This window comes from Ancylobacter polymorphus, assembly GCF_022836935.1.
GTDB lineage: Bacteria > Pseudomonadota > Alphaproteobacteria > Rhizobiales > Xanthobacteraceae > Ancylobacter > Ancylobacter polymorphus_A.
This window is the reverse complement of record NZ_CP083239.1, coordinates 925771-949880: the sequence shown is the minus strand read 5'-3', so window position 1 is coordinate 949880 and position 24110 is coordinate 925771. Positions and strand designations below refer to the sequence as shown.

At 68.1% G+C, this 24110-nt stretch carries 22 protein-coding genes; 14 read left to right on the top strand and 8 right to left on the bottom strand.

The features are described 5' to 3' along the window. Positions 1–10: 10 nt before the first annotated feature. The 8 genes from glpK to glpD all read right to left on the bottom strand — a co-directional run bounded on the left by glpK (position 11) and on the right by glpD (position 9349). The gene (gene glpK, locus K9D25_RS04435) at positions 11–1513 is read right to left on the bottom strand and encodes a glycerol kinase GlpK (RefSeq protein WP_244379664.1); all 1503 of its coding nucleotides are present in this window, start codon (positions 1511–1513) and stop codon (positions 11–13) included. Positions 1514–1712: 199 nt separating this feature from the next. Next, positions 1713–3470, bottom strand: coding sequence for an ABC transporter substrate-binding protein (locus K9D25_RS04430; RefSeq protein ID WP_244379663.1), 1758 nt, complete (start codon positions 3468–3470; stop codon positions 1713–1715). A gap of 58 nt (positions 3471–3528) precedes the next feature. Next, positions 3529–3846, bottom strand: coding sequence for a DUF2160 domain-containing protein (locus tag K9D25_RS04425; protein ID WP_244379661.1), 318 nt, complete (start codon positions 3844–3846; stop codon positions 3529–3531). 11 nt (positions 3847–3857) lie between these two features. Further along, positions 3858–4679 carry a carbohydrate ABC transporter permease gene (locus K9D25_RS04420; protein WP_244379659.1) on the bottom strand — a complete coding sequence of 274 codons (822 nt, stop codon included), beginning with the start codon at positions 4677–4679 and terminating at the stop codon, positions 3858–3860. After that, the gene (locus K9D25_RS04415; RefSeq protein ID WP_244379658.1) at positions 4676–5578 is read right to left on the bottom strand and encodes a carbohydrate ABC transporter permease; all 903 of its coding nucleotides are present in this window, start codon (positions 5576–5578) and stop codon (positions 4676–4678) included. Before K9D25_RS04415 ends, K9D25_RS04420 begins: the two co-directional genes overlap by 4 nt. Continuing rightward, positions 5578–6681 carry an ABC transporter ATP-binding protein gene (locus K9D25_RS04410; RefSeq protein WP_244379657.1) on the bottom strand — a complete coding sequence of 368 codons (1104 nt, stop codon included), beginning with the start codon at positions 6679–6681 and terminating at the stop codon, positions 5578–5580. Before K9D25_RS04410 ends, K9D25_RS04415 begins: the two co-directional genes overlap by 1 nt. Before the next feature lie 11 nt (positions 6682–6692). Continuing rightward, positions 6693–7802, bottom strand: a complete 1110-nt coding sequence (locus K9D25_RS04405) for an ABC transporter ATP-binding protein (protein ID WP_244379651.1) — start codon at positions 7800–7802, stop codon at positions 6693–6695. Then, positions 7799–9349 carry a glycerol-3-phosphate dehydrogenase gene (gene glpD, locus K9D25_RS04400; protein WP_244379645.1) on the bottom strand — a complete coding sequence of 517 codons (1551 nt, stop codon included), beginning with the start codon at positions 9347–9349 and terminating at the stop codon, positions 7799–7801. The genes K9D25_RS04405 and glpD overlap by 4 nt, the downstream gene beginning before the upstream one ends. Before the next feature lie 512 nt (positions 9350–9861). Here glpD and K9D25_RS04395 point away from each other — a divergent pair. The 14 genes from K9D25_RS04395 to K9D25_RS04330 all read left to right on the top strand — a co-directional run bounded on the left by K9D25_RS04395 (position 9862) and on the right by K9D25_RS04330 (position 24110). Then, positions 9862–11133, top strand: coding sequence for an ABC transporter substrate-binding protein (locus tag K9D25_RS04395; RefSeq protein WP_370874096.1), 1272 nt, complete (start codon positions 9862–9864; stop codon positions 11131–11133). 214 nt (positions 11134–11347) lie between these two features. Beyond that, positions 11348–12316, top strand: coding sequence for a carbohydrate ABC transporter permease (locus K9D25_RS04390; RefSeq protein ID WP_244379642.1), 969 nt, complete (start codon positions 11348–11350; stop codon positions 12314–12316). Beyond that, positions 12313–13266 carry a carbohydrate ABC transporter permease gene (locus tag K9D25_RS04385; RefSeq protein ID WP_244379635.1) on the top strand — a complete coding sequence of 318 codons (954 nt, stop codon included), beginning with the start codon at positions 12313–12315 and terminating at the stop codon, positions 13264–13266. Before K9D25_RS04390 ends, K9D25_RS04385 begins: the two co-directional genes overlap by 4 nt. Further along, positions 13263–13484: a hypothetical protein gene (locus K9D25_RS04380; protein WP_244379627.1), complete on the top strand. Its 222-nt coding sequence runs from the start codon at positions 13263–13265 to the stop codon at positions 13482–13484. Before K9D25_RS04385 ends, K9D25_RS04380 begins: the two co-directional genes overlap by 4 nt. Positions 13485–13488: 4 nt before the next feature. Beyond that, a complete protein-coding gene (locus tag K9D25_RS04375) occupies positions 13489–14601 on the top strand; it encodes an ABC transporter ATP-binding protein (RefSeq protein WP_244379625.1) in 1113 nt (370 codons plus the stop codon). Next, a complete protein-coding gene (locus K9D25_RS04370) occupies positions 14594–15610 on the top strand; it encodes an ABC transporter ATP-binding protein (RefSeq protein ID WP_244379623.1) in 1017 nt (338 codons plus the stop codon). Before K9D25_RS04375 ends, K9D25_RS04370 begins: the two co-directional genes overlap by 8 nt. A gap of 69 nt (positions 15611–15679) precedes the next feature. Further along, positions 15680–17314 carry a dihydroxyacetone kinase subunit DhaK gene (locus K9D25_RS04365; protein ID WP_244379621.1) on the top strand — a complete coding sequence of 545 codons (1635 nt, stop codon included), beginning with the start codon at positions 15680–15682 and terminating at the stop codon, positions 17312–17314. Positions 17315–17338: 24 nt separating this feature from the next. Beyond that, positions 17339–17953 carry a dihydroxyacetone kinase subunit DhaL gene (gene dhaL, locus K9D25_RS04360; protein ID WP_244379619.1) on the top strand — a complete coding sequence of 205 codons (615 nt, stop codon included), beginning with the start codon at positions 17339–17341 and terminating at the stop codon, positions 17951–17953. Further along, entirely contained in the window at positions 17950–18351 is a 402-nt protein-coding gene (dhaM, locus tag K9D25_RS04355; protein WP_244379618.1) for a dihydroxyacetone kinase phosphoryl donor subunit DhaM, read from the top strand. The genes dhaL and dhaM overlap by 4 nt, the downstream gene beginning before the upstream one ends. Then, complete coding sequence (locus K9D25_RS04350; RefSeq protein WP_244379617.1) at positions 18351–18698, top strand: HPr family phosphocarrier protein; 348 nt, start codon at positions 18351–18353, stop codon at positions 18696–18698. Before dhaM ends, K9D25_RS04350 begins: the two co-directional genes overlap by 1 nt. Continuing rightward, a complete protein-coding gene (locus K9D25_RS04345; protein WP_244379614.1) occupies positions 18682–20316 on the top strand; it encodes a putative PEP-binding protein in 1635 nt (544 codons plus the stop codon). Before K9D25_RS04350 ends, K9D25_RS04345 begins: the two co-directional genes overlap by 17 nt. 2 nt (positions 20317–20318) lie before the next feature. Beyond that, positions 20319–20729 (top strand): hypothetical protein, encoded by a 411-nt coding sequence (locus tag K9D25_RS04340; protein WP_244379603.1) that lies wholly within the window; start codon positions 20319–20321, stop codon positions 20727–20729. 108 nt (positions 20730–20837) lie between these two features. Further along, positions 20838–21827 (top strand): dihydroxyacetone kinase subunit DhaK, encoded by a 990-nt coding sequence (locus K9D25_RS04335; RefSeq protein WP_244379601.1) that lies wholly within the window; start codon positions 20838–20840, stop codon positions 21825–21827. Positions 21828–21929: 102 nt separating this feature from the next. Beyond that, on the top strand, positions 21930–24110 hold the full coding sequence (locus tag K9D25_RS04330) for an FUSC family protein (protein WP_244379599.1): 2181 nt from the start codon (positions 21930–21932) through the stop codon (positions 24108–24110).

The window sequence follows — 24110 nt, the reverse complement described above, 5'->3', positions numbered from 1 at the left end:
GTAGTGGCGTTCAGGGCAGGGTGAGACGGCGCACGGCGTCGCGCCAGCCGGCGAGCTTGGCCTCACGCGTCTCGGCCGGCATGACCGGATCGAAGCGGTGGTCGAGCCGCCAGGAATCGGCGAAGCGCCCCGGCGCCGGCATGATGCCGGCCTGGTGCCCGGCGAGATAGGCGGCGCCGAGGGCCGTCGTTTCGCGAATCACCGGCCGGTCGACCGGCGCGGCGAGCAGATCGGCTAGGCGCTGCATGGCGAAGTTGGAGGCCACCATCCCGCCATCGACACGCAACACCGGCGTGCGATGGCCGCCGGCCCCCGAGCGCGCCCAGTCGGCATTCATCGCGGCGATGAGATCGGCGGTCTGGTAACAGACGCTCTCCAGCGCCGCGAGGCAGAATTCGGCGGGCCCGGAATTGCGGGTGAGGCCGAACATCGCGCCGCGCACATCGGGGTTCCAGTGCGGCGCGCCGAGGCCGACAAAGGCCGGCACGAGATAGACCTGCTGGGCCGGATCGGCGGCATCGGCCAGCGCTTCGCTCTCGGCCGAGTTATTGATGATGCCGAGCCCGTCCCGCAGCCACTGTACCGCCGCGCCGGCGACGAAGATCGAGCCTTCGAGCGCATAGGTCCGCTTGCCACCGAGCTGATAGGCGATGGTGGTGAGCAGCCGGTTCTCCGAGACGACGGCGGTGGTCCCGGTATTGAGCAGGGCGAAGCAGCCTGTGCCGTAGGTCGATTTGATCATGCCCGGCTGGAAGCAGGCCTGGCCGACGGTGGCCGCCTGCTGGTCGCCGGCAATGCCGCCAATGGCGATGGCGCCGCCGAGCAGACGAGGGGCCGTGGTGCCGAAATCGGCGGCACAGTCCTTCACCTGCGGCAACATGGAGCGCGGCACGCGCAGAAGCGCCAGCAGGTCGTCGTCCCAGCCACCGGTGTGGATGTTGAACAGCAGGGTGCGGGCGGCATTGGTGGCGTCGGTGGCATGCACCGCACCATCCGTGAGCTTCCACAGCAGCCAGCTGTCCACCGTGCCGAAGGCGAGTTCGCCGCGCTCGGCGCGGGCGCGCGCGCCCGGCACATGGTCGAGAATCCAGCCGATCTTGGTGCCGGAGAAATAGGGATCGAGGATCAGCCCGGTGCGCTCGCGCACCAGCGCCTCATGACCTTCCGCCTTCAGCTTCGCGCAGAGTTCGGCGGTGCGGCGGTCCTGCCAGACGATGGCGCGGTGGATGGCCGCGCCGGTCTTGCGATCCCACACCACGGTGGTTTCGCGCTGATTGGTGATGCCGATGGCGGCGATGTCGGCGGCGGTGAGGCCGGCCTGTTCCATGACCGCGCGGCAGGTGGCGAGCGTCGTCTGCCACAGGTCTTCCGCCTCATGCTCGACCCAGCCGGAAGCGGGGAAATGCTGCGGAAACTCCTGCTGCGCCTGTGCCGCGATGGAGGTGTCCGGCCGGAACAGGATGGCACGCGAGGAGGTCGTCCCCTGGTCGATCGCGAGAAGATGGGTTGTCACGAGGCGCTCCGCTAAAAGGCGTCATCCCGGCGAGGACGGCGCGTGCAAGGTGCCACCTCTGCGGAACGTGGTCTATGTCGGGCGGCATGCCGTCCGCGACGGCGGCGGGCGAGACAACGTCCCGGACGGCGGGGGCGTCCGGGACGCAGAAGCCGGGGCGCCCTTTTGGGCGCTCCGGCATTGGATCAGCGGACCCGCATCAGTTCTTGTTCGGCGGGGTGGCCGGCCAGGAGTTGATCAGGGTGTCATAGTCGATGGTCTCGCCCTGGGGCTTCTCGTTGGCGAGCTTGGGCTGCGGAGCGAGGTTGCCGGATTCCTTGGCGAGCTTCACCCAGTATTCCATCGGCTGCTTCGCGTTCAGCTTCGGGCCGCATTCGCCCTGCACGCCGGAACGCTCCAGACGCTCCATCACCGATTCCTGCGCCTGGGCGAGCGAGTCCATGGCCGCCTGCGGGGTCTTGGCGCCGGAGGAGGCGTCACCGATGGCCTGCCACCAGAGCTGGGCAAGCTTCGGATAGTCCGGGACATTGGCGCCGGTGGGCGACCACTGCACGCGGGCCGGGGAGCGATAGAACTCGATCAGACCGCCGAGCTTGGGCGCGCGTTCGGTGAAGCTCTTGTCCCAGATGTCGCTCTCGCGGATGAAGGTGAGGCCGACATGGCTCTTCTTCAGCGAGACGGTCTTGGAGGTGACGAACTGGGCATAGAGCCAGGCCGCCTTGCGACGGTCGACCGGAGTGGACTTCAGCAGGGTCCAGGAACCGACGTCCTGGTAGCCGAGCTTCATGCCATCCTTCCAGTAGGCGCCCTTCGGCGAGGGGGCCATGCGCCACTTCGGCGTGCCGTCGGCGTTCATGACGGGCAGGCCTTCCTTCACCATGTCGGCGGTGAAGGCGGTGTACCAGAACATCTGCTGCGCGATGTTGCCCTGGGCGGGCACCGGGCCGGCTTCGGAGAAGGTCATGCCGGCGGCCTGCGGCGGCGTGTACTTCTTCAGCCACTCGATATACTTGACGATGGAGTAGACGGCCGCGGGGCCGTTGGTGTCGCCACCGCGCTCGACGGTCGAGCCGGTGGGGCGGCAGCCTTCCATGCGGATGCCCCATTCGTCGACAGGCTTGCCGTTGGGCAGGCCCCGGTCGCCGTTGCCGGCCATGGAGAGCCACGCATCGGTGAAGCGCCAGCCGAGCGAGGGGTCCTTCTTGCCGTAGTCCATGTTGCCATAGACCTTCACGCCGTTGATTTCCTTCACGTCGTTGGTGAAGAACTCGGCGATGTCCTCATAGGCGGACCAGTTCAGGGGCACGCCGAGCTCGTAGCCATACTTGGCCTTGAACTTGGCCTTGATGTCCGGGTTGGTGAACCAGTCGTAGCGGAACCAGTAGAGGTTCGCGAACTGCTGGTCCGGGAGCTGGTACACCTTGCCATCCGGCGCGGTGGTGAAGGAGATGCCGATGAAGTCCGCGAGGTCGAGCGTGGGGGAGGTCACGTCCTTGCCTTCGCCGGACATCCAGTCGGTCAGCGGCACGGCCTGCTTGTAGCGGAAATGCGTGCCGATGAGGTCGGAATCGTTCACCCACGCATCGTAGATGTTCTTGCCCGACTGCATCTGCGTCTGGATCTTCTCGACCACGTCACCTTCCTGGATCAGGTCGTGGGTGAGCTTGATCCCGGTGATTTCGGAGAACGCCTTGGCGAGGACCTTCGCCTCATATTCATGAGTGGTGATGGTCTCGGAGACGACGTTGATCTCCATGCCCTTGAACGGTTCGGCAGCCTTGATGAACCATTCCATCTCCTTCATCTGCTCGTCCTTGGAGAGCGTGGAGGGCTGGAATTCGCTGTCGATCCACTTCTTGGCGGCGGCCTCGTCCGCGCGCACGGGCGCGGCGAAGGCGATCAGCGCCATGGCGCTGGCGGCCAGCAGAAGCCGGCCTCGGCTCATTGTCGGCAACATGGGTCTTTCCTCCCGTTCATTCCCAGAAATCACGCGGCTTTCTGCCGCTTAGGCGACTTCACACGAGGCGGAACACCGCCAGCGCGTAGACAAGGCAGAGCGCGAGCGCCCAACCGAGATGAGGTCCCACCAGGGCGAGCCAGGCGAGGTTGATAAAGGCGCTGCCGAGCAGCGTGATGAACAGCCGGTCGCCGCGCGTGGTGGGAATGCCGAGCACGCCGACACGCGCGCGCTCCGGCCGCCACAGCGCCAGCACGGTGAAGATGGCGAGCAGGCCGGCGATGGCGGCGAAGAACGCCGCCGTCGGCCAGGTCCACGCCATCCAGGCCGTGTTCTCGGCGAGCCGTTCCATGAAGGGCGACGAAGCGTTTTCCATGCCGTCCTTCCTCACACCCGCCCGAGGGCGAAGCCCTTGGCGATGTAGTTGCGCACGAACCAGATGACGAGCGCGCCGGGGATGATGGTGAGCACGCCGGCGGCGGCGAGCAGGCCCCAATCCATGCCGGCGGCCGAGACGGTGCGGGTCATCGTCACCGCGATCGGCTTGGCGTTGGTGGCGGTGAGCGTGCGCGCCAGCAGCAGTTCCACCCAGGAGAACATGAAACAGAAGAAGGCCGCGACGCCGATGCCGCTGGCGATCAGGGGCATGAAGATCTTCACGAAGAAGCGCGGGAAGGAATAGCCGTCGATGGCCGCCGTCTCGTCGATCTCGCGCGGCACGCCGGACATGAAGCCTTCGAGAATCCACACGGCGAGTGGCACGTTGAACAGGCAGTGCGCCAGCGCCACGGCCCAGGGCGTGTCGAACAGGCCGATGGCCGAATAGAGATTGAAGAAGGGCAGGGCGAACACGGCCGGCGGGGCCATGCGGTTTGACAGCAGCCAGAAGAAAAGGTGCTTCTCGCCGACGAAGCTGTAGCGCGAGAAGGCATAGGCCGCCGGCAGCGCCAGCGTGATCGAGATCACGGTATTCAGCGCCACATAGGTCAGCGAATTGATGTAGCCCGAGTACCAGCTCGAGTCGGTGAAGATCTTGATATAGTGCTCGAACGTGATGTCGTTCGGCCACAGGGTGACGCCCGAATTGATCTCGAAATTCGTCTTCAGGCTCATATTCACGAGCCAGTAGATCGGCAGGATCAGGAAGGCGAGATACAGCACCATGACAAGGGTGCCGCCGCGCGAGGAGGCGTGGGACGAGGCGCTCATGCCGGGTTCTCCTCCTGCCGGCGCTCGGTGCCGGCATGCGTCATCACGGTGTAGAAGACCCAGCACAGGGCGAGCACGATGAGGTTGTAGACGAGGCTCATCGCCGCCGCCTTGCCGAGATCGAACTGGCCGAGGGCAATCTTCACGAGGTCGATGGACAGGAAGGTGGTGGCGTTGCCAGGCCCGCCGCCGGTGAGCACGAAGGGCTCCGTGTAGATCATGAAGCTGTCCATGAAGCGCAGCAGAACCGCGATCAACAGCACCCGCTTCATCTTCGGCAATTGGATGGTGGTGAAGATCGCCCAGCGCGAGGCGCCGTCGATCCGCGCGGCCTGGTAATAGGCGTCCGGGATCGACTTGAGGCCGGCATAGCACAGGAGCGCGACCAGGCTGGTCCAGTGCCACACATCCATCACCACGATGGTAATCCAGGCCGCGAGCGGGTCGCCCGTGTAGTTGTAATCGATGCCGAGAGCGTTGATCGCCCAGCCCGCAAGGCCGATATCGCCGCGCGCGAACACCTGCCAGATGGTGCCGACCACGTTCCACGGGATCAGCAGCGGCAGCGCCATGATGACCAGCGTGGCGGCCACCTTCCAGCCCTCACGCGGCATGGACAGCGCGACGAGGATGCCGAGCGGCACCTCGATGGCAAGGATGATGGCCGAGAACAGCAGATTTCGCCACAGCGCGTCGAGGAAGCGCCCGCCGAGCTCGGTCGAGGGATCGAGCAGTTCCTGGAACCAGCCAAGACCGTTCCAGAAGAACTGGTTGTTGCCGAACGTGTCCTGCACCGAATAGTTCACCACCGTCATGATCGGCACGATGGCCGAGAAGGCGACGATGAGGAAAACCGGGGCGACCAGCAGCCAGGCGCGGTTGTTGACGGGCTTGTCCATCACAGGGCTTCCTCGCGGCCGGCGGGCGCGCCGGGCACCAGCACGCCATTGGCGTAGATGTGGATCTGCCGGGGATCCAGCGTCAGGCCGGCGCTATCGCCGTCGAGCGACAGCTCTTCCGGGACCATGGCTGCCGCCGGGTTGCCTGAAATCTCGATGCGGGCGATGCGGGCGCGCCCGATATCCTCGATACGCGTCACCTTCACCGGCAGGCCGTGGCCCGGCTTGGCAAGCGTGGCGAATTCTGGCCGCACGCCGAGTTCGATCCGTTCCCCTGCCGGCAGGGAGGGATAGGCCCGTTCCAGCGCGATGGCGGTGCCGCCCACATGGGCGGTGCGGCCCTCGACCTTTGCCGGCAGCACATTCATGCCCGGCGAGCCGATGAAATGGCCGACGAAGGTGTGGGCGGGGCGCTCGAACAGCTCTTCCGGCGTGCCGGTCTGCACCACCGCGCCGTCATGCATGACGACGACGGTGTCAGCGAAGGTCAGCGCCTCCGTCTGGTCATGCGTCACATAGATCATGGTCAGGTCGAGCGCCCGGTGGAGCTCCTTCAGCGACGAGCGCAACTGCCATTTGAGATGCGGGTCGATGACGGTGAGCGGCTCGTCGAACAGGATGGCGGCGACATCCTCGCGCACCAGCCCGCGCCCGAGCGAAATCTTCTGCTTGGCGTCGGCGGTGAGGTTGGACGCCTTGCGGTCGAGCACCGAGCTCATGTCGAGCCGGCTGGCGATCTCCTCGACGCGGCGGGCGATCGCCTCGCGCGGCATCTTGCGGTTCTTCAGCGGGAAGGCGAGGTTCTCGCGCACCGTCATCGTGTCGTAGACGACGGGGAACTGGAATACCTGGGCGATGTTGCGCGCCTCGGTCGGCAGCCGCGTGACGTCGCGGTCGTCGAACAGGATGCGCCCGCGCGTCGGGATGACGAGGCCCGAAATGATGTTCAGCAGCGTGGTCTTGCCGCAGCCCGACGGCCCGAGCAGCGCATAGGCGCCGCCCTGCCGCCAGACATGGTTGATCTCTTTCAGCGCGTAGTCCTGCGGGCCGCGCGGGTCAGGCCGGTAGGCATGGGCGAGACCGTCGAGGGTGATGCTGGCCATGATGCTCTCCCTCAGGCCGCCGCCGCATCGCGGACGGGCGCGACGCTCCGGCCCTCGGCGTCGAACAGCAGGATGTGGCGGGCGTCGATCAGCACTTCCACCGGCGCGTCGGGTTCCAGGCGCCGCACGCCGGGAACCAGCGCGGTGAGGCGTTCCGCCCCCATATCCATGTGCAGGAAGCTCTCCGAGCCGGTCACCTCGGTCACCGCGATGGTGGCGCCGAGCCGGATGAGGCCGTCGCCGGCGATACGCTCGGCGGTGGCAACATCTTCCACTTCGAGATGGTGCGCGCGCACGCCGATCGTGTAGGCGCCGTTCGAGGCGTGAGCCAGCGGGCCATGTGCCGGCAACACGGTGCCGTTCTCCATCAGCACCGTGTGCCCCTGCTTGGTGACGCGCAGCGCATTGAGCGGCGGGTCGGAAAACACCCGTGCCGTGGCGAGGTTGGCGGGGCGGCGATAGACTTCGGCGGTCGGGCCGAACTGGGTCATCGCGCCTTCCAGCAACGTGGCGGTGTGCCCGCCGAGCAGCAGCGCCTCGGTCGGCTCGGTGGTGGCGTAGACGAACACCGCGCCGGTCGAGGCGAAGATGCGCGGCAGCTCTTCGCGCAGTTCCTCGCGCAGCTTGTAGTCGAGATTGGCCAGCGGCTCGTCGAGCAGCACCAGATCGGCGCGCTTCACCAGCGCTCGGGCGATGGCGGTGCGCTGCTGCTGGCCGCCCGAGAGCGCCAGCGGCGTGCGCTGGAGATAGGGATCGAGCTTCAGCAGTTTCGCCGCCGAAAGCACGCGCTCCTCGATCTCCGCGCGCGGCAGTCCGGCCACCCGCAGTGGCGAGGCGATGTTCTCATAGACGGTAAGCGCGGGATAATTGATGAACTGCTGGTAGACCATGGCGACGCTGCGCTTCTTCACCGACAGCCCGGTGACGTCGCGCCCGTCCACCAGCACCCGGCCGGAGGTCGGGGCGTCGAGGCCGGCCATCAGCCGCATGAGGCTGGTCTTGCCTGCGAGGGTGGCGCCCAGCAGCACATTCAGGCTGCCGCGCTCCAGCCGCAGCGACACGTCGCGAATGAAGGGAACGCCGCGCACGCTGCGCGAGACATGGGCGAGTTCGAGTGTCATTGCGCAATCCCCCGCAGCGAGGCCGATGCTGCGGCCGGGGCCACGCATTCGGCCATGAAGGCATCAAGCGCGGCCGTCTCCTCAGCGGAGAAGCGCAGGCCGAGCTTGGAGCGCCGCCATAGCACATCCTCGGCGGTACGTGCCCACTCCTCCCGCATCAGGTAGCGGACCTCCGCCTCGGTCAGGTCGGCGCCGAACACGCGCCCGAGATCGCCAGCCGACCGGGCGCCGTCGAGGATCCGCATGGCGCGCGTACCATAGGCGACGACCAGGCGGCGGGCGAGGCGTTCATCGAGCCAGGGATGTGCACGCAGCAGCTGGGCGACGATGCGCGGTTGGTCATGCACGCCGAAATCCCCGCCCGGCAGCGGCGCCGTGCCGGTCCAGGAGGTCTTGGAGGCGCCCGGCAGATAGGGGGTCAGCTTTTCGATGGCGTGCTCGGCGAGGCGGCGATAGGTGGTGATCTTCCCGCCGAAGACGGACAGAACCGGCACCCGCCCGTCCTGGTCGTCCAGTTCCAGCACATAATCGCGCGTGGCTTCCTGTGCCTTGGACGCGCCATCGTCATAGAGCGGCCGGACGCCGGAATAGGTCCAGACCACGTCGCCAGGCGTCACCGGGCGACTGAAATACTCGCTCGCAGCGGCGCAGAGATAGGCGATCTCCTCTTGGCTGGCGACGGGCCGGCTCGGCGTGCTGCCGAAGTCGCGGTCGGTGGTGCCGATGAGGGTGAAGTCCTGCTCATAGGGAATGGCGAAGATGATACGACCGTCCGCATTCTGGAAAATGTAGGCCCGGTCATGGTCGTAGAGCCGGGGCACGACGATGTGGCTGCCCTGCACGAGCCGGACATTGGCGGGCGAATTGGCACGCAGCACATGCGCCAGCACGTCATGCACCCAGGGGCCGGCGGCATTGACCAGCGCGCGCGCATTGACCACCCGGTGTGCGCCGCCTTCCTCGAACTCGATACGCCAGAATTCCGGCTCGCGGCTGGCGGAGACGACGCGGGTGCTCCGGCGTATGTCGGCGCCGCGCTCGGCCGCGTCGAGTGCGTTCAGCACCACTAGCCGGCTGTCCTCCACCCAGCAGTCGGAATATTCGAAGGCGCGGCGATAGCCCTCGCGCAGCGGCCGGCCGGCAGGGTCGCGCGCCAGATCGAGCGAGCGCGTGGCCGGCAGAAGCTTGCGCCCGCCGAGATGGTCGTAGAGGAACAGCCCAAGCCGGAGCAGCCAGGCGGGGCGCAGGCCGGCGTGGTGCGGAAGCACGAAGCGCAGCGGCCAGATGATGTGCGGGGCAATCGCCCACAGCACTTCGCGTTCGGCCAGCGCCTCGTGCACCAGCCGGAACTCGTAATGTTCGAGATAGCGCAGCCCACCATGGATCAGCTTGGTGGAGGCGGAAGAGGTCGCGCCGGCGAAATCGCCCTGTTCCAGCAGGACGACGGAGACGCCGCGCCCGGCAGCATCGCGGGCGATGCCGCAGCCATTCACGCCCCCGCCAATGATCGCAAGGTCGTAAATCTCGTCCCGAGTGCGAGCGTTCAAAGGCGTCTCTCCCGATGCGCTGCTTTAGGTCAGTAGCGCTTTCGTTTTTATCTTCATATCGACGCTATACGAAAGTGTTTTTGGTCGCAATAGCGTCAAATCGAAAGAAGCGAACCTTCGATTGGGTGCATTGCAGCAATTCCGTGGCATATCGCTGGCATGCCAACCGAGCCGCTGGTCGCCCTCGGCGACGCTGCGCATCGGCGGGGGTGCGACATCCCGGCCTCGTCGCGTTTATCGGCCTGAGGGTGCGCACTTCCTCAAATCATAAGCGAACCTTCGTCCGAGCTGGCGACGGCGGGCGTGCGGTCTCCCGGCACCGCTGCGCTGCAGCAACGATTTGCTCTTGTCATGTTGAGCGATCGGCGCATAACTAAACACAAAGCTAAATCGTTTCGGCGCGTCCTGCGCCACGGTGAGCCATGAAAGGGGCAGAAAGCCCCTCGTTCTGGGAGGAGAGCATGCTGAAGCAGTGGATACCCCTTCTGGGGGCGACGGCCGTTTGCGCGCTGATGTCCGTGCCGCAGGCGGCGAAGGCCGAGCAGCTCACGCTGTGCTGGGCGGCCTGGGACCCGGCCAATGCGCTGGTGGAGCTGTCCAAGGACTTCACCGCCAAGACCGGCATCGACATGAAGTTCGAGTTCGTTCCCTGGACCAGCTATGCCGACCGCTTCCTCAATGAACTGAATTCGCGCGGCAAGCTGTGCGACCTCATCATCGGCGACAGCCAGTGGGTCGGCGGCGCGGCGGAGAACGGGCATTATGTGAAGCTGAACGACTTCTTCGCGAAGGAAGGCATCAAGATGGATGACTTCGTTCCCGCGACGGTCGTCGGCTATTCCGAATGGCCGAAGAACACGCCGAATTACTGGGCCCTGCCGGCGATGGGCGACGTGGTGGGCTGGACCTACCGCAAGGACTGGTTCCAGCGCCCGGAAATCCAGAAGGAATTCAAGGCGAAGTACGGCTGGGACCTCGACGCGCCGAAGACCTATGACCAGCTCAAGCAGATCGCCGAGTTCTTCCAGAAGCGGCAGATCGACGGCAAGACCGTCTACGGTGCCTCGATCTATACCGAGCGTGGTTCGGAAGGCATCACCATGGGCGTGACCAACGTCCTGTACGATTGGGGTTTCATGTATGACAACCCCAAGAAGCCCTATGACATGCAGGGCTATGTGAACTCGCCGGATGCGATCAAGGGCCTCGAATTCTACAAGGCGCTTTACGATTGCTGCACCCCGCCCGGCGCGTCCAACGTCTATATGGTGGAATCGGCCGACGCCTTCAAATCTGGGCAGGTGGCGATGCAGATGAACTTCGCCTTCACCTGGCCCGGCCTCTACAAGGACGAGAAGGTCGGTGGCGACCGCATCGGCTTCTTCCCCAACCCGGCGGAGAAGTATCATTACGCTCAGCTCGGCGGGCAGGGCATTTCGGTGGTGTCCTACTCGGACAAGCGCGACGCCGCCCTCCAGTACATCAAATGGTTCGCCCAGCCGCAGGTGCAGGCCAAGTGGTGGCAGCTTGGCGGCTATTCCTGCCTGAAGGCGGTGGTCGACGCGCCCGACTTCAAGACCAGCCAGCCCTATGCGCCCGCCTTCCTTGAATCAATGGCGATCGTGAAGGACTTCTGGGCCGAGCCTTCTTACGCCGAGCTGCTGCAGGCGATGCAGAAGCGGGTGCATGACTATGTCGTCGCCGGCAAGGGCACGGCAAAGGAGGCTCTCGACGGTCTCGAAAAGGACTGGACCGAGATCTTCAAGGAAGACGGCAAGATTTGAGATCGCGACCATCTGATCCTCTCCCGCCCGGGAGAGGGGCCCGCCAAGCGGGTCGGTGAGGGGGTGACCCGCGCGTTGAGCGCCCCGCACCCCTTGCCCCATCCTCTCCCCGGCGGGGAGAGGGAGTAGGCTCCGCTTCCTCCCGCGGGCGATCCGGCTCATCCCGAGACCCCACCGGATCGCCCCTTTTCCGCCGACGCCAGCGAGGGCGCGCGTGACGACATCCCCACACACTTATGCCGACAAGGCCGCCGAGGCGGCGGTGCGGGCAACCCCGGAACCACTCGCGCGGCGGGTGCGGGCGCTCTCCGACAAGGCGATTGCCTGGCTGTTCATCGCGCCCACCATCGCGCTGCTGCTCGCGATCAACATCTTCCCGTTGTTCTGGGCGATCTACCTGTCCTTCACCAATTACCGCGCCAACCGCCCCAATGCGGAGGTCAAGAATGTCGGCCTCGGCAATTATTCGCGGGTGCTGAACGATCCCGACATCTGGGCCTCGATGCAGACCACGGCGCATTTCGTGTTCTGGACCATCCTTCTCCAGACGGTGATCGGCTTCGCGCTGGCCTATCTCATCGACCGCAAGTTCCGGGGGCATGCGTTCTGGACGACGCTCATCCTCATCCCGATGATGCTGTCGCCCGCCGTGGTCGGCAATTTCTGGCGGTTCCTCTATGAGCCGCAGATCGGCCTGTTCGCCTATGCCGTTTCGTTCCTCACCGGCATCCCCACCTCCGAGATCCAGATGCTCGGCAGCGTGAACCTGGCGCCCTGGGCGATCATCATCGTCGATACCTGGATGTGGACGCCCTATGTGATGCTGATCTGTCTCGCCGGGCTACGCTCCATTCCCGACTACATCTATGAAGCGGCCGAAGTCGATCGCGCGTCGAACTGGCGGCAGTTCTGGTCGATCACCGTGCCGATGGCGCTGCCTTTCATCATGCTGGCGGTGCTGTTCCGCGGCATCGAGAACTTCAAGATGTTCGACATGGTCAACCTGCTGACCGGCGGCGGGCCGGGCTCGACCACAGAGGTCGCCTCCATCGCGCTGAAACGCGACGCCTTCGAAGCGTGGGCGACCGGGCGCTCATCGGCTTTCGCCATCGTTCTCTTCGTCGCCGTGTTCGGCCTCGCCAACATCTACGTCAAGGCGCTCAACAGGGTGAAACAGCGATGAGCTCGGTAAACACCGCCCATTCGGTCGTCGAGCCGAGCGCTCGTTCCAAGCGCATCGCCGCGACGCTGGTCATTCTCTATGCGGTCATCACCATGATCCCGCTGGTGTGGATCTTCCTCACCTCGATCAAGTCCCCGCCGGACTCGATTTCCTACCCGCCGAAGATCCTGTTCACGCCGTCGCTGGAAGGCTACTGCAACCTCTTCACCACGCGCACGCGGCAGACCCCGGAATACATCGCATCCCTTCCGCCGCCGGAGAACCTGTGCGACGCGGTCACGCGCGAGCGCAACATGGTGATCGCCGGTCCGTCCAACTTCCTGCCGCGCTTCACCAATTCGCTGATCATTGCCTTCGGGGCCACCTTCCTCGCGGTCGGGCTCGGCACGCTGGCGGCCTATGGCTTCTCGCGCTTCAAGGTGCCGCTGGCGGATGATCTGCTGTTCTTCATCCTCTCCACCCGGATGATGCCGCCCATCGCGGTGGCGATCCCGATCTACCTCATGTACCGGCAGCTCGGCCTTTCCGACACCGCACTGGGGATGATGCTGCTCTACACGGCGGTGAATGTCTCGCTGGCCGTGTGGCTGCTCAAGGGCTTCATCGACGAGATCCCGCGCGAGTATGAAGAGGCGGCGATGATCGACGGCTATTCGCGGCTGCAGGCCTTCCGCAAGGTGGTGCTGCCGCAGGCGACCACGGGCATTGCCGCTACCGCCATCTTCTGCCTGATCTTCGCTTGGAACGAATACGCCTTCGCCTCGCTGCTCACCTCCGGCAGCGCGCAGACCGCGCCGCCCTTCATCCCCACCATCATCGGCGAGGGCGGGCAGGACTGGCCGGCGGTGGCGGCGGGTACCACCATCTTCCTGGTGCCGATCCTCGTCTTCACCATCCTGCTGCGCAAGCAGCTGCTTCGCGGCATCACTTTCGGCGCGGTGCGCAAATGAGCGATCCTGTCCTCGCCCCCCACAGCCCCTCGCCAGTGAGGCCCCGCCGCCCCTTCTTCCTGCGGCGCGGGCCGATGGAGGCGGTTGCCGTCACCATCATCGGCCTCGGCTTCCTCATGCTGTTCCAGCCCTTCGCGCTTGTGCTCTACACCTATTCCCTCGTCACCCTTCTCGCCGGCACGTTCATGTTCATGATCGTGTCCAAATTCCCGGAGTAGGCGCATGGCCGAGATCAGGGTCGAGAACCTGCGCAAGGCTTTCGGCGAGTTCGTCGCCGTGCAGGATTCGAGCTTCACCGTCGAGAATGGCGAGTTCCTCGCCCTGCTCGGTCCTTCCGGCTGCGGCAAGACGACCACGCTGCGAATGATTGCGGGGCTGGAGCTGCCGACGGGAGGGACCATCCGCCTGGGCGGAGAAGACGTCACCTACAAGCGCGCCAGCGAGCGCGACATCGCTTTCGTCTTCCAGCTCTTCGCGCTCTACCCGCATATGAATGTGCGCAAGAATATCGGCTTCCCGCTCCTCGCGCAGAGCGTGCCGAAGGCGGAGATCAAGGCGCGTGTCGAGGAGACGGCGCGCCTGCTGCAGATCGACCATATTCTCGACCGCCCCGTTTCCGGGCTCGCCGGTGGCGATCGCCAGCGCGTGGCGCTTGGGCGGGCCATCGTCCGCCGCCCGATGTGCTTCCTCATGGACGAACCGCTCGGCACGCTCGACGCCGAGTTCCGCGAGGTGATGGTGCGCGAACTGCGCGAGTTGCATAACCGCATCCACGCCACCACCGTCTATGTCACTCATGACCAGATCGAGGCCATGGCGATGGCCGACAAGATCGCGGTGATGAACCACGGCGTGATCGAGCAGTTCGGCACGCCACAGGAAATCTACGACCGGCCCGCCTCCATGTATGTCGCTGATTTCATCGGCTCGCCGCCGATGAACTTCATCCGCTTCACCGGCGGGCTGGCGCGGGGGGCGCGCACGGCGCGCATCGGCGCGGCCGAGGTGGCGATGCCGGAGCTGCGCGCGGATGTTGCACCCGGCCCGTTGGCGCTGGGTGTGCGTCCCGAGCATGTGCGGTTCTTGGACGCCTCGCCGCTGCGCGGCGCGGTCTATGGCAGCGAATATCTCGGCACCAACCAGATCGTGACCGTGGAGACGGAGGGCGGGCTGGTGCGCGCCCGGCTTGCTGCCGAGCAGAGCTACCGCATCGGCGAGCCGGTCGGTCTCACCTTCAAGAGCGACAGGCTGTCATTGTTCGATGCCGGCTCCGGCCGCGTCATTCCTTCCGCCCTGCACGAGGGCGCGTTGCGCCAGGAGGCCCGCCATGGCTGACGTAACGCTCAAGGGCATCACCAAGAGCTTCGGCAAGGGCGGGGCCAAGCGCGCCGGCGATGGCATCGATCTCGCTATCGCGGATGGGGAATTCGTGGTTCTGCTCGGCCCCACCGGCGCCGGAAAGACCACCACGCTTCGGCTCATCGCCGGGCTGGAGACGCCCGATGCCGGCACGGTGAGCATTGGCGGGCGGCCCATGGCGGGGGTCGCGCCGGCAAGCCGCGACGTGGCTTTCGTCTTTCAGCAATATTCGCTCTATCCGCACCTCACCGTCTACGAGAACCTGGCCTTTCCGCTGCGTTCCCCGGCACGGCGCATGGACGGTGCCGCCATCGACGCACGGGTGCGGGAGGTGGCGAAGATGGTGCGCATTGACCACAAGCTGGAGAACCGCTCCACCCGCCTCTCCGGCGGTGAGATGCAGCGCGTGGCGATCGGCCGGGCGCTGGTCCGCCGGCCGTCCATCTACCTCATGGACGAGCCGCTTTCCTCGCTGGACGCCAAGCTGCGCGGCGAATTGCGGCTGGAACTGAAGCGCATCCAGAAGGAACTCGGCGCGACGCTGCTCTATGTCACCCATGACCAGATCGAGGCCATGACCATGGCCGACCGCATCGGCATTCTCGCCGAGGGGCGGCTGGTACAGATCGGCACGCCCCGCGAGATCTATGCCAGCCCGGCCAATCTCCATGTCGCGGCCCGGCTCGGCCAGCCGCACATCAATCTTCTTCCCGTCGGCCTCGTCCCTGACGTGCCGATGCCGCCGGGCACCCGCACCATCGGCGCGCGGACGGAGCACATCGTCCTCCTTCCCGGAGAGGGCGGCAATGCGCGGGTGGACTGGATCGAGCATCTTGGCGACCAGAACCATCTGCATATCCGCCTTGGCGCGCACAAGCTGGTCACCCTCGCCGATCCCGACATGGCGGTGGCGCCCGGCGACAGCGTCAGCCTGATCTTGAAGAATCCACTCTATTTTGGCCAGGATGGCCAAAGGCTTATCTAAGCCGACAACGTGCGTTGAGGGCGGAAGGCAGCCGTGCCGGAGGCCGCGTCGAACGAAGGGAAGACGGCCATGAAACACTTTTTCAACCGGCGGGATAGCATCGTCACCGAGGCGCTGGACGGGCTTCTGCGCACGACACCCCCCGGTCGGCTGGCCCGGCTCGACACCTATCCCGACATCAAGGTCGTGCTGCGCGCGGACTGGGACAAGTCCAGGGTTGCCGTCATCTCCGGCGGCGGCGCGGGCCACGAGCCGTCGCATGCCGGCTTCGTCGGCCGCGGGCTGCTTACCGCCGCTGTCTCCGGCGAGATCTTCGCCTCACCGAGTGTTGAGGCCGTGCTCACCGCCATCCGCGCCGTCACCGGCGCGCCCGGCTGCCTCCTCATCGTCAAGAACTACACGGGAGACCGGTTGAATTTCGGCCTCGCCGCCGAGCGCGCCCGCACCGAAGGCTACAAGGTCGAAATGGCGATTGTGGCCGACGACATCGCCCTGCCGGACATTCCGCAGCCGCGCGGGGTGGCCGGAACGCTGTTCGTGCACAAGATCGCCGGCCATCTCGCCGAGACCGGCGCGGACCTGGCGACTGTTGCGACCGCCGCCCGAGCCGCAGCGGCCGACATCGCCTCGCTCGGCGTCTCGCTGTCCTCCTGCTCGATTCCCGGCCAGCCTTTCGAGGGGCGGCTGGGGGCGGAGGAAGGCGAACTCGGCCTCGGCATCCATGGCGAGCCCGGCGTGGAACGCATTCCGCTTCTGCCGGCAAGCGACATAGTCGCGCTGATGCACGAACGCCTCGGCGCCCGCCTCGATCCCGCGGCCGCCTATGCGCTGCTGATCAACAATCTCGGTTCCGTGCCGCCTCTGGAGATGAGTCTGATCGCCGAGGCTCTGCTGGCCTCCGATCTGGGGCGCGGGGTGAAGCTGGTCATCGGGCCGGCGCCGCTGATGACCGCCCTGAACATGAACGGCTTTTCGCTGTCTTACCTCAAGCTCGACCCGGCGCGCGAGGCGGCGCTGACCGCAGCGGCCGAGCCGCTGGCGTGGCGGCCGGCTGTGCCTCCCGGCACGGTGGCGATTGAGGCGGCGCCGACCGCGCCGCGCGCGACGGACGTTGCCGCCAGCGCCGACGCGGCCACCGAAGCGGTTATCCGCCGCGTCTGCACGACGCTTGTCGGGCTGGAGGAGGAGTTGAACCGGCTCGACGCCCGCGCCGGCGACGGCGACACCGGGAGCACCGTCGCGACCGGTGCCCGCTTCGCTCTGAACGCTCTTCCTCATCTGCCGCTGGCCGATGCCGCCGCCACGCTGAAGGCCATTGGGGCGGGTCTCGGTACCGCCATGGGCGGATCGAGCGGCGTCCTGCTGTCCATCTTCTTCACCGCCGCCGGGCAGGCGCGGGGGGAAGGAAAGAATCTGGCTTCCGCCCTGCTCGCCGGCCTTGACCGCGTGGTCTTCTATGGCGGCGCGGTACCCGGCGACCGCACCATGATCGACGCGCTCGATCCCGCGCTGAAAGCGCTGGCCGCCGGCGATCTCGCGGCCGCCGCCGCTGCTGCGGCGGCCGGTGCGGAGGCGACGCGGACGATGGCGCGGGCGCGGGCCGGGCGCGCGGCCTATGTCGCCGCGCGGGAGCTAGAGGGATCGCCCGATCCCGGCGCGGTGGCGGTGGCGCGGGTGTTCGAGGCGCTGGCCGCAGGCGCCTGAAGAACCCGGCGAGGGAGGAGAACGATGCCGCTCGACGCTTCCGATCTCTCCCAGCTCATTGCGCTGTGCCGCGCGCAGATCGAGCGGCATTGCGAGCATCTTGGCCGGCTCGACAGCGCCATCGGCGATGGCGACCACGGCACCAACATGCAGCGGGGGCTTGAGGCGGTGTATGGCGAGCGAAGCGAGATCGCTTCCCTGCCGCTGCCGGCGGCGCTGGAGCGGATCGGGCTGGTGCTCGTGATGACGATCGGCGGCGCTGCCGGCCCCCTTTACGGGACGCTGCTGATGGAGCTGGGGCGGGGTCTGGCCGATGAGGGCGGTCGGACCGATTTCGCCGCAAGCCTGGCACGGGCGATCGCGGCGGTGGCCCGGCGCGGCCGTTCCGGGCCCGGCGACAAGACGCTGCTCGACGTGCTCTACCCCGTGCAGGCGGAGATCGCGCGCCACGCCGCGCCCGACCGCATCGCCGCCTGCGCGCGCACGGCCGCGCAGGCGACGGAAATGATGCTGGCGCGGCGCGGCCGGGCGTCCTATCTCGGCGCACGCTCCGTCGGTCACGAGGACCCCGGTGCGTCCAGCTGTGCCCTGCTTGCCATGACAATCTGCCAGTATTTTCAGGAGCATACCCCATCATGACCCCCGCGCGCGGCGCCAATGTGGGCATCGTGATCGTGTCGCATTCGCCCCTCGTCGCCCAGGGCGCCGCCGACATGGTGCGTCAGATGGTGGGGGGATGCGTGCCTCTCGCCTGGAGCGGGGGCAATAAGGACGGCGGTTTGGGAACGCATGTGGAAGGTATTCTGATCGCTATAGAGGCCGCGTGGTCGGAAGCCGGGGTGGCCATCTTCGTCGATCTCGGCGGGGCGGAGACCAATAGCGAGATGGCGGTAGAGATGCTGGAGCCGGCGCGCGCCGCCAAGGTCGCCATCTGCAACGCGCCGCTGGTGGAGGGCGCGGTGGTGGCGGCGGCGGAGGCCTCCGGGGGCTCGTCGCTGGCGCGGGTGGTCGCGACGGCGGAAGAGCTGTCCGCGTGATGGCCGAACCTCTCCCCCTTATCGGGCGGCCTTCCGCCCATCGCTGCCAGGCCGAGGTCGAGGTCACGCACGGCGTCGGTCTGCACGCCCGGCCCTCCGTCGCCTTCACCCGACTGGCCAAGAGCTTTCCCTGCACGGTGGAAGTGGCGCTCGACGGATCGGCCGACTGGCTGAATGGCAAGAGCATCGTCAAGATCATCGGCGCCCGCATAAGACGCGGAACCAGAATGAGAATTCGCGCCGAAGGGGCGCGGGCGCAGGAGGCGGTGGCAGCGCTGAGCGAGCTGGTGCGGCGCAATTTCGACGAGGACCGCAAGCCCGGGCGCGCCGATGGCCGCCCGGTGTGAGCAGCGCGGCCAGCCCGCTTCGCCCGGCCGGGCGGTTGGCCCGCTGTACCGCGCCGGCGAGCTGGCGGAGGCCGCCGGGCTGGCCGGAAGCGCGGGCGAGCCGCGCGCGGCGCTGGCGGCGGCGGTGGCGCGCGCCATTGCCGAATTGCGCGCGCTCGCCGCCGAAGCCGATGCCGAAAGCGCGGGAATCCTCGATTTCCAGATCGAACTCCTGCTCGATGGCGAGCTGCTCGCGCCCGCCCTGGCCCGCATCGAACGCGGCGAAGGCGCGGCCTTGGCCTTTGCCGCAGCGATGAATGAGCGGATCGACGAGGTGACCGGTGAGGCCGATGAGACCGCCAGTGAGACCGACAGGCAGGCCGATGCGGCCGAACCCGATCCCTTCGCCCTGCGCGCCGCCGACCTGATGGACCTGCAGCACCGCGTGCTCGACGCGCTCGCCGGCCGAACCCGCGCCGACTTCCCCTCGGGGTCGGTCTATGTCGGGCGCGACATGCCGCCGAGCGTCTTCCTCGCCCATGACTGGTCCCAGGGCGGCGCCATCGCGCTGGGCGCCGGCAGCGCGGCGAGCCATGTCGCCCTGCTGGCCCGGGCGCGCGGCGTGCCGATGGTGGTCGGCCTCGGCGCCGTGCCGGGGAATGCGGGCGATCCGCTGCTGGTGGACGGCACGCGCGGCCTTGCCTGCCTCCACCCCGACGGCGGGGAGATGGCGGCGGCCCCCGCCCCGTCGCCGGAAAGCGCTCCCGCGTCCCCGGCATCCCTTGCCCCCGCTGCCGGACGGCCCGGCCTGTTCGCCACCATCGACACGCTGGCCGATCTCGACGGGCTCGATCCTGCGCGCGTGGACGGGGTCGGGCTGGTGCGGACCGAGTTCCTCTTCACCCATGCCGCCGAGGCGCTGAGCGAGGAGCGGCATCTCGCCCTCTATCGCCGCCTCCTTGAGCCGCTCGGCGGCAAGCCGGTGACGCTGCGCCTGCTCGATCTCGGCGGCGACAAGGCGCTTCCCGGCCTTGCCGAAGGCGACCCCGCCGCCGTGCTCGGCCTGCGCGGGGTGCGCTTCCTGCTCGCGCATCCCGATCTCGCCCGCATTCAGGCGCGGGCGCTGCTGCGGGCGGCGGCCTTTGGCCCGCTCTCCGTGCTGCTGCCCATGGTAACGGCGCCGGAGGAGCTCGCGGCGATGGTGCTCCTGTTCGAGGAGGAAGCCGCCCGGCTGACGCGGCAGGGGGTGGAGGCCCGCCTGCCGCCGCTCGGCATCATGGTGGAGGTGCCGGCTGCGGCGCTGACGCTGGACCTGTTCCCGCAGGCGGCGTTCTTTTCCGTGGGCACCAATGACCTGATGCAGTATCTCGCAGCGGCGGCGCGCGACAATCCGGCGGTGGCGCCGCTCTGTGCGGGAGCGGAAACGGCGATGTTCCGGTTGCTGGACCATATCTGCGCAAGCGGCCGGGCGCTGGGCCGGCCGGTGTCGCTGTGCGGCGATCTCGCGGCCCGTCCCGAAGCCGCCGGCCGACTGCGGGCGCTGGGCTTCGACGGGCTTTCCGTGCCGCCCGGCCAGATCGAGGCGGTGCGCGCGGCGCTGGCGGGCGCCGCGCCCAATTCCCCGCCGGGGCGGGGCTAGCCATGGCGCGCGAGACCAGCGACGAGGCGGTGATCGCCTACAAGACCCTCTTGTCCGGCATTCTCGACAACCGGCCCTCCGGCACGCGCCAGCGTCTGGCGGCGGCGCTGGGCAAGCACCGCAGCTTCGTCACCCAGGTGACCAGCCCGGCCTATGACACGCCCTTGCCCGCCCGGCACCTGCCGACCATCCTGAGGGTGTGCCATTTCAGCCCGGCGGAGCAGGAGCGCTTCCTTGCCGCCTATCAGGCCGCCCATCCCGGCCGGTTGCCGGATGTGGGCGGCGGCTCCTCCATGCGAACGCTGGCGCTGATGGTGCCGGATTTCGGCGATGACCGGAAGAATCGCAGCTTCGACGATGCCGTCGCCGACTTCGTGGCTAAGATGGCGGTGCTGGTGAATGGGAGCGAGTGAATGCAGGCGAGGACGGGCCGCGCGCCCGGCCCGCAGCGGGCGGGCTAAGCCGGTGCGGCAGCGGGCGGCACAGGCGGCACATGGCGCGCCGGAAGGGGCGAGGGCGCGATGACGCGGCGTCCCGGCACGGCACAGACGCTGGTGGCGGACAGCCTCGCCGGCTTCGTCGCCGCGCATGAGGACCTCGTCGCCTTCGGCCGTGACGCCAAGTTCGTGCGCCGCCGTCGGCTCACGCCCGGCAAGGTGGCGGTGATATCCGGCGGCGGGGCCGGGCATGAGCCGCTGCATTGTGGCTTCATCGGCGCCGGCATGCTGGATGCCGCCTGCACCGGCCATGTCTTCACCTCGCCGACGCCCGACCAGATTCTCGCCGCCATGGACGAGACCGATGGCGGCGCCGGCTGCCTGCTGGTGGTGAAGAACTATGATGGCGACGTGATGAATTTCGAGATGGCGGCGGAGATGGCCGCCGGGCGCCATCATGTGGAGACGGTGATCGTCGAGGACGACGCCGCCACCGGGCCTTCCGTGCGCAGCCGGGGCCGGCGCGGCGTGGCCGGCACGGTGGTGGTGGAGAAGATTCTCGGCGCGGCGGCCGAGCGTGGGGACGATCTTGCCACCCTCAAGGCGCTTGGCGACGGGCTGTCGGGGCGGCTGCGCAGCATGGGCGTCGCCTTGCGCGGGGTGTCGCTGCCGGACACGGCGCGCGACACCTTCGCCCTCGGGCCGGACGAGATGGAGATCGGCGTCGGCATTCATGGCGAACCGGGGCTCTACCGCACCCGCCGCGCCGGGGCGGAAGAGATCGTGCGCCTGCTGTGCGAGCCGGTGCTGGCGCAGCTTCCCCCGCTCGCCGAGGCGCACCCGCTGCTGATCGTCAACGGCTTTGGCGGCACGCCGCCGATCGAGCTCAACCGCGCCCATGCGCTCGCCCGTGCCGTGCTGGGCGAGCGGGGCCTCGTCCCCGTGCGGGCGCTGGTCGGCACCTTCGTCACCTCGCTCGACATGGCGGGGCTCTCGCTGACGCTGGCGCTGCTTACCCCGGCCGAATTCGCGCTGTGGTGTGCGCCGGTGCGCACGGCCGCGCTGGTGTGGTGAGCCCGCCATTGCGCCTCCGGGCGGCATGTTGCTAGGGTCGCCGCGCTTTCGGGCGCGTCCCGCGCCGGCCCGCCGGTGTTGCCCTTGATGCGTTGGAGCGCCATGACCCCTGCCGGCACCGCCTTTCCGGATGTGTGGACATGGCTGCGCGCCGCCGTGCCGGTGGATCTCGGCTGGCGCAACATCGTGTTTTCGCTGCGCACCGCCGCCGCGGCGGTGATGGCGCTGGGCGCCGCCTATTGGCTTCAGCTCGACGACCCGCAATGGGCGGCGCTCACCGTCTATCTCCTCGCCCAGCCCACCGCCGGCGCCGCCGTGGCCAAGGGCGCCTTCCGCGTCGCCGGCACGCTGCTGGGCGCGGCGGCGGGGCTGCTGATTCTCGCGCTGTGGTCGCAGGCACCGCTGCCGCTGGTCGGTTCGCTCGCGCTGTGGCTCGGCTTCTGCTTCACCCAGGCGGGGCTCTCGCGCAACTTCACCTCCTACAGCTTCCTGCTCGCCGGCTACACCGCGCTGCTGGTGGGGCTGGAAGGGGCCTCCGCGCCGGCGCAAGCCTGGCACCTCGCCGTCGACCGCACGGCGGAAATCATCCTCGGCATTGTCTTCGTCACGGCGATGAGCGTGCTGGTGTTTCCGGTCTATGCCGGCGACGTGCTGCGCGGCCAGCTGGCGGTGCTGTTCGGCCGGCTGTGCCATTATGGTGCGGTGGCGCTGCAGCCGGTCACGCCCATAACCGCCTTCGCGCCGCTGCGCCGCGAGATGGTGGAAGCGGTGGTGAAGTTCGACGCGCTGCGCTCCTACACCCTGTTCGAGGCGCCGGAAATGCGCGCCAACGATGCCGGCCTGCGGCGGATGACGCGCGAATTCCTGCGCGTGCTGGCGGTGGCGCGCGGGCTGTATCTGCGGCTCGACGAATTCGCGGTGGAAGGGGCGGGGCCGGTGGCCGACCGGCTGCGCCCGGCCATGGCGGATGTGGCGGCGCTGCTGGAGCGGCTGGCGGCCGACCCTGCCGCTTTCGCCGACACAAAGCGCGTGCGCGCGCAGCTGCTGGCCGCGCGTGTCGCGCTCAATGCCGCCGGCGCCGAGCTGGAGGCGATGGCCGGACAGGTGCCGTTCCTGCCGCTGGCCAATGGCGTGCTGATCCTGCGACGCGCCGGCGACCTGCTGCACGGGCTTTCCATGGTGATGGTGAGCCAGGCGGCGAGCCTGCGCCCCACCGGCCCCCTGGCCCTGCGCGGCCTCGCGACGCTGGCGGCGCCCAAGGCCGCGCGCCCGCCGCCGGTGATGGCGCCGGCGCAGCGCCGGGAGGCGCGGCTCGCCGGGCTGCGCGCGGGGCTGCTCTTGCTGGCGATGTGCGGCTTCTGGGCGGCGACGGAATGGACCAGCGGCTTCAGCGCCGCCGCCGGCCTCGCCGTGCTGCTGTTCTTCGCCGTCAACCAGGACCGGCCGGGGGCGCTCGGCCTGTCCTTCCTGATCTGTGCCGGGCTCGGCATGGTGGCGGCCTATGGCGCCATGGTGTTCGTGTTGCCGCGCATCGAGGGGTTCGACGCGCTGGCGCTGTTCCTCATGGTGGCGCTGTTCCCGGCCGGGCTGATGGCGGGAACGCCGGCGCTCGCCTTGGCGGGCACGGCCTTCGGCGCCTATTTCGTCGCCGAGCTCGGCACCGGCAATGTGTTCCGCCCGGACGAGGCGGGCTTCCTCAACGCCGCCCTCTCCACCCTGTTCGGCATGGGGATGGCGCTGGTGCTGCTGAAGCTGTTTCCCGTCACCTCGCGCGCCTCGCGCCGGCAGCTGTGGAACACGACGCTCGGCACCCGCCTGCCGGAGGCGGCGCGCGGCGAGCGGCACGAGCGGGCGATCCTGCGCGAGATCGTCGGCGCACTGGCCGATCTGCTGCCGCGCCTCGCCCTCGCCCGGCCGGGGGAGGACGAGTATCTGCGCGGCACGCTGGGCGCGGCCTCGACCGCGCTGGAGCTCGGCCGCCTGCGTCGGCTGCTGGGCGCGCCGGAACTGGCGGAGGAAACGCGCGCGCGGGTCGCGCTCTTCCTCGACCGCTTCGCCGCGCAACTGGCGGGCTTTCCCGAGGCGGGGAGCGCGCTGCCGGCGCATGTGGCGGCGGCGGAGGCGCTGGCGCGTGAGACGCTGGCGGGGCTGGCCGGGCTCGCTCTGCCGGCCGGCTCGAAGGCGGCGGGGCTGAACCTGCGCGCCGGGGCGTCGCTGCGCTTCATCGTCGACCGTTTCGAGATCGACCGCGCCTATCTGCTGCATGCTTTCGGGGAGGGCTGA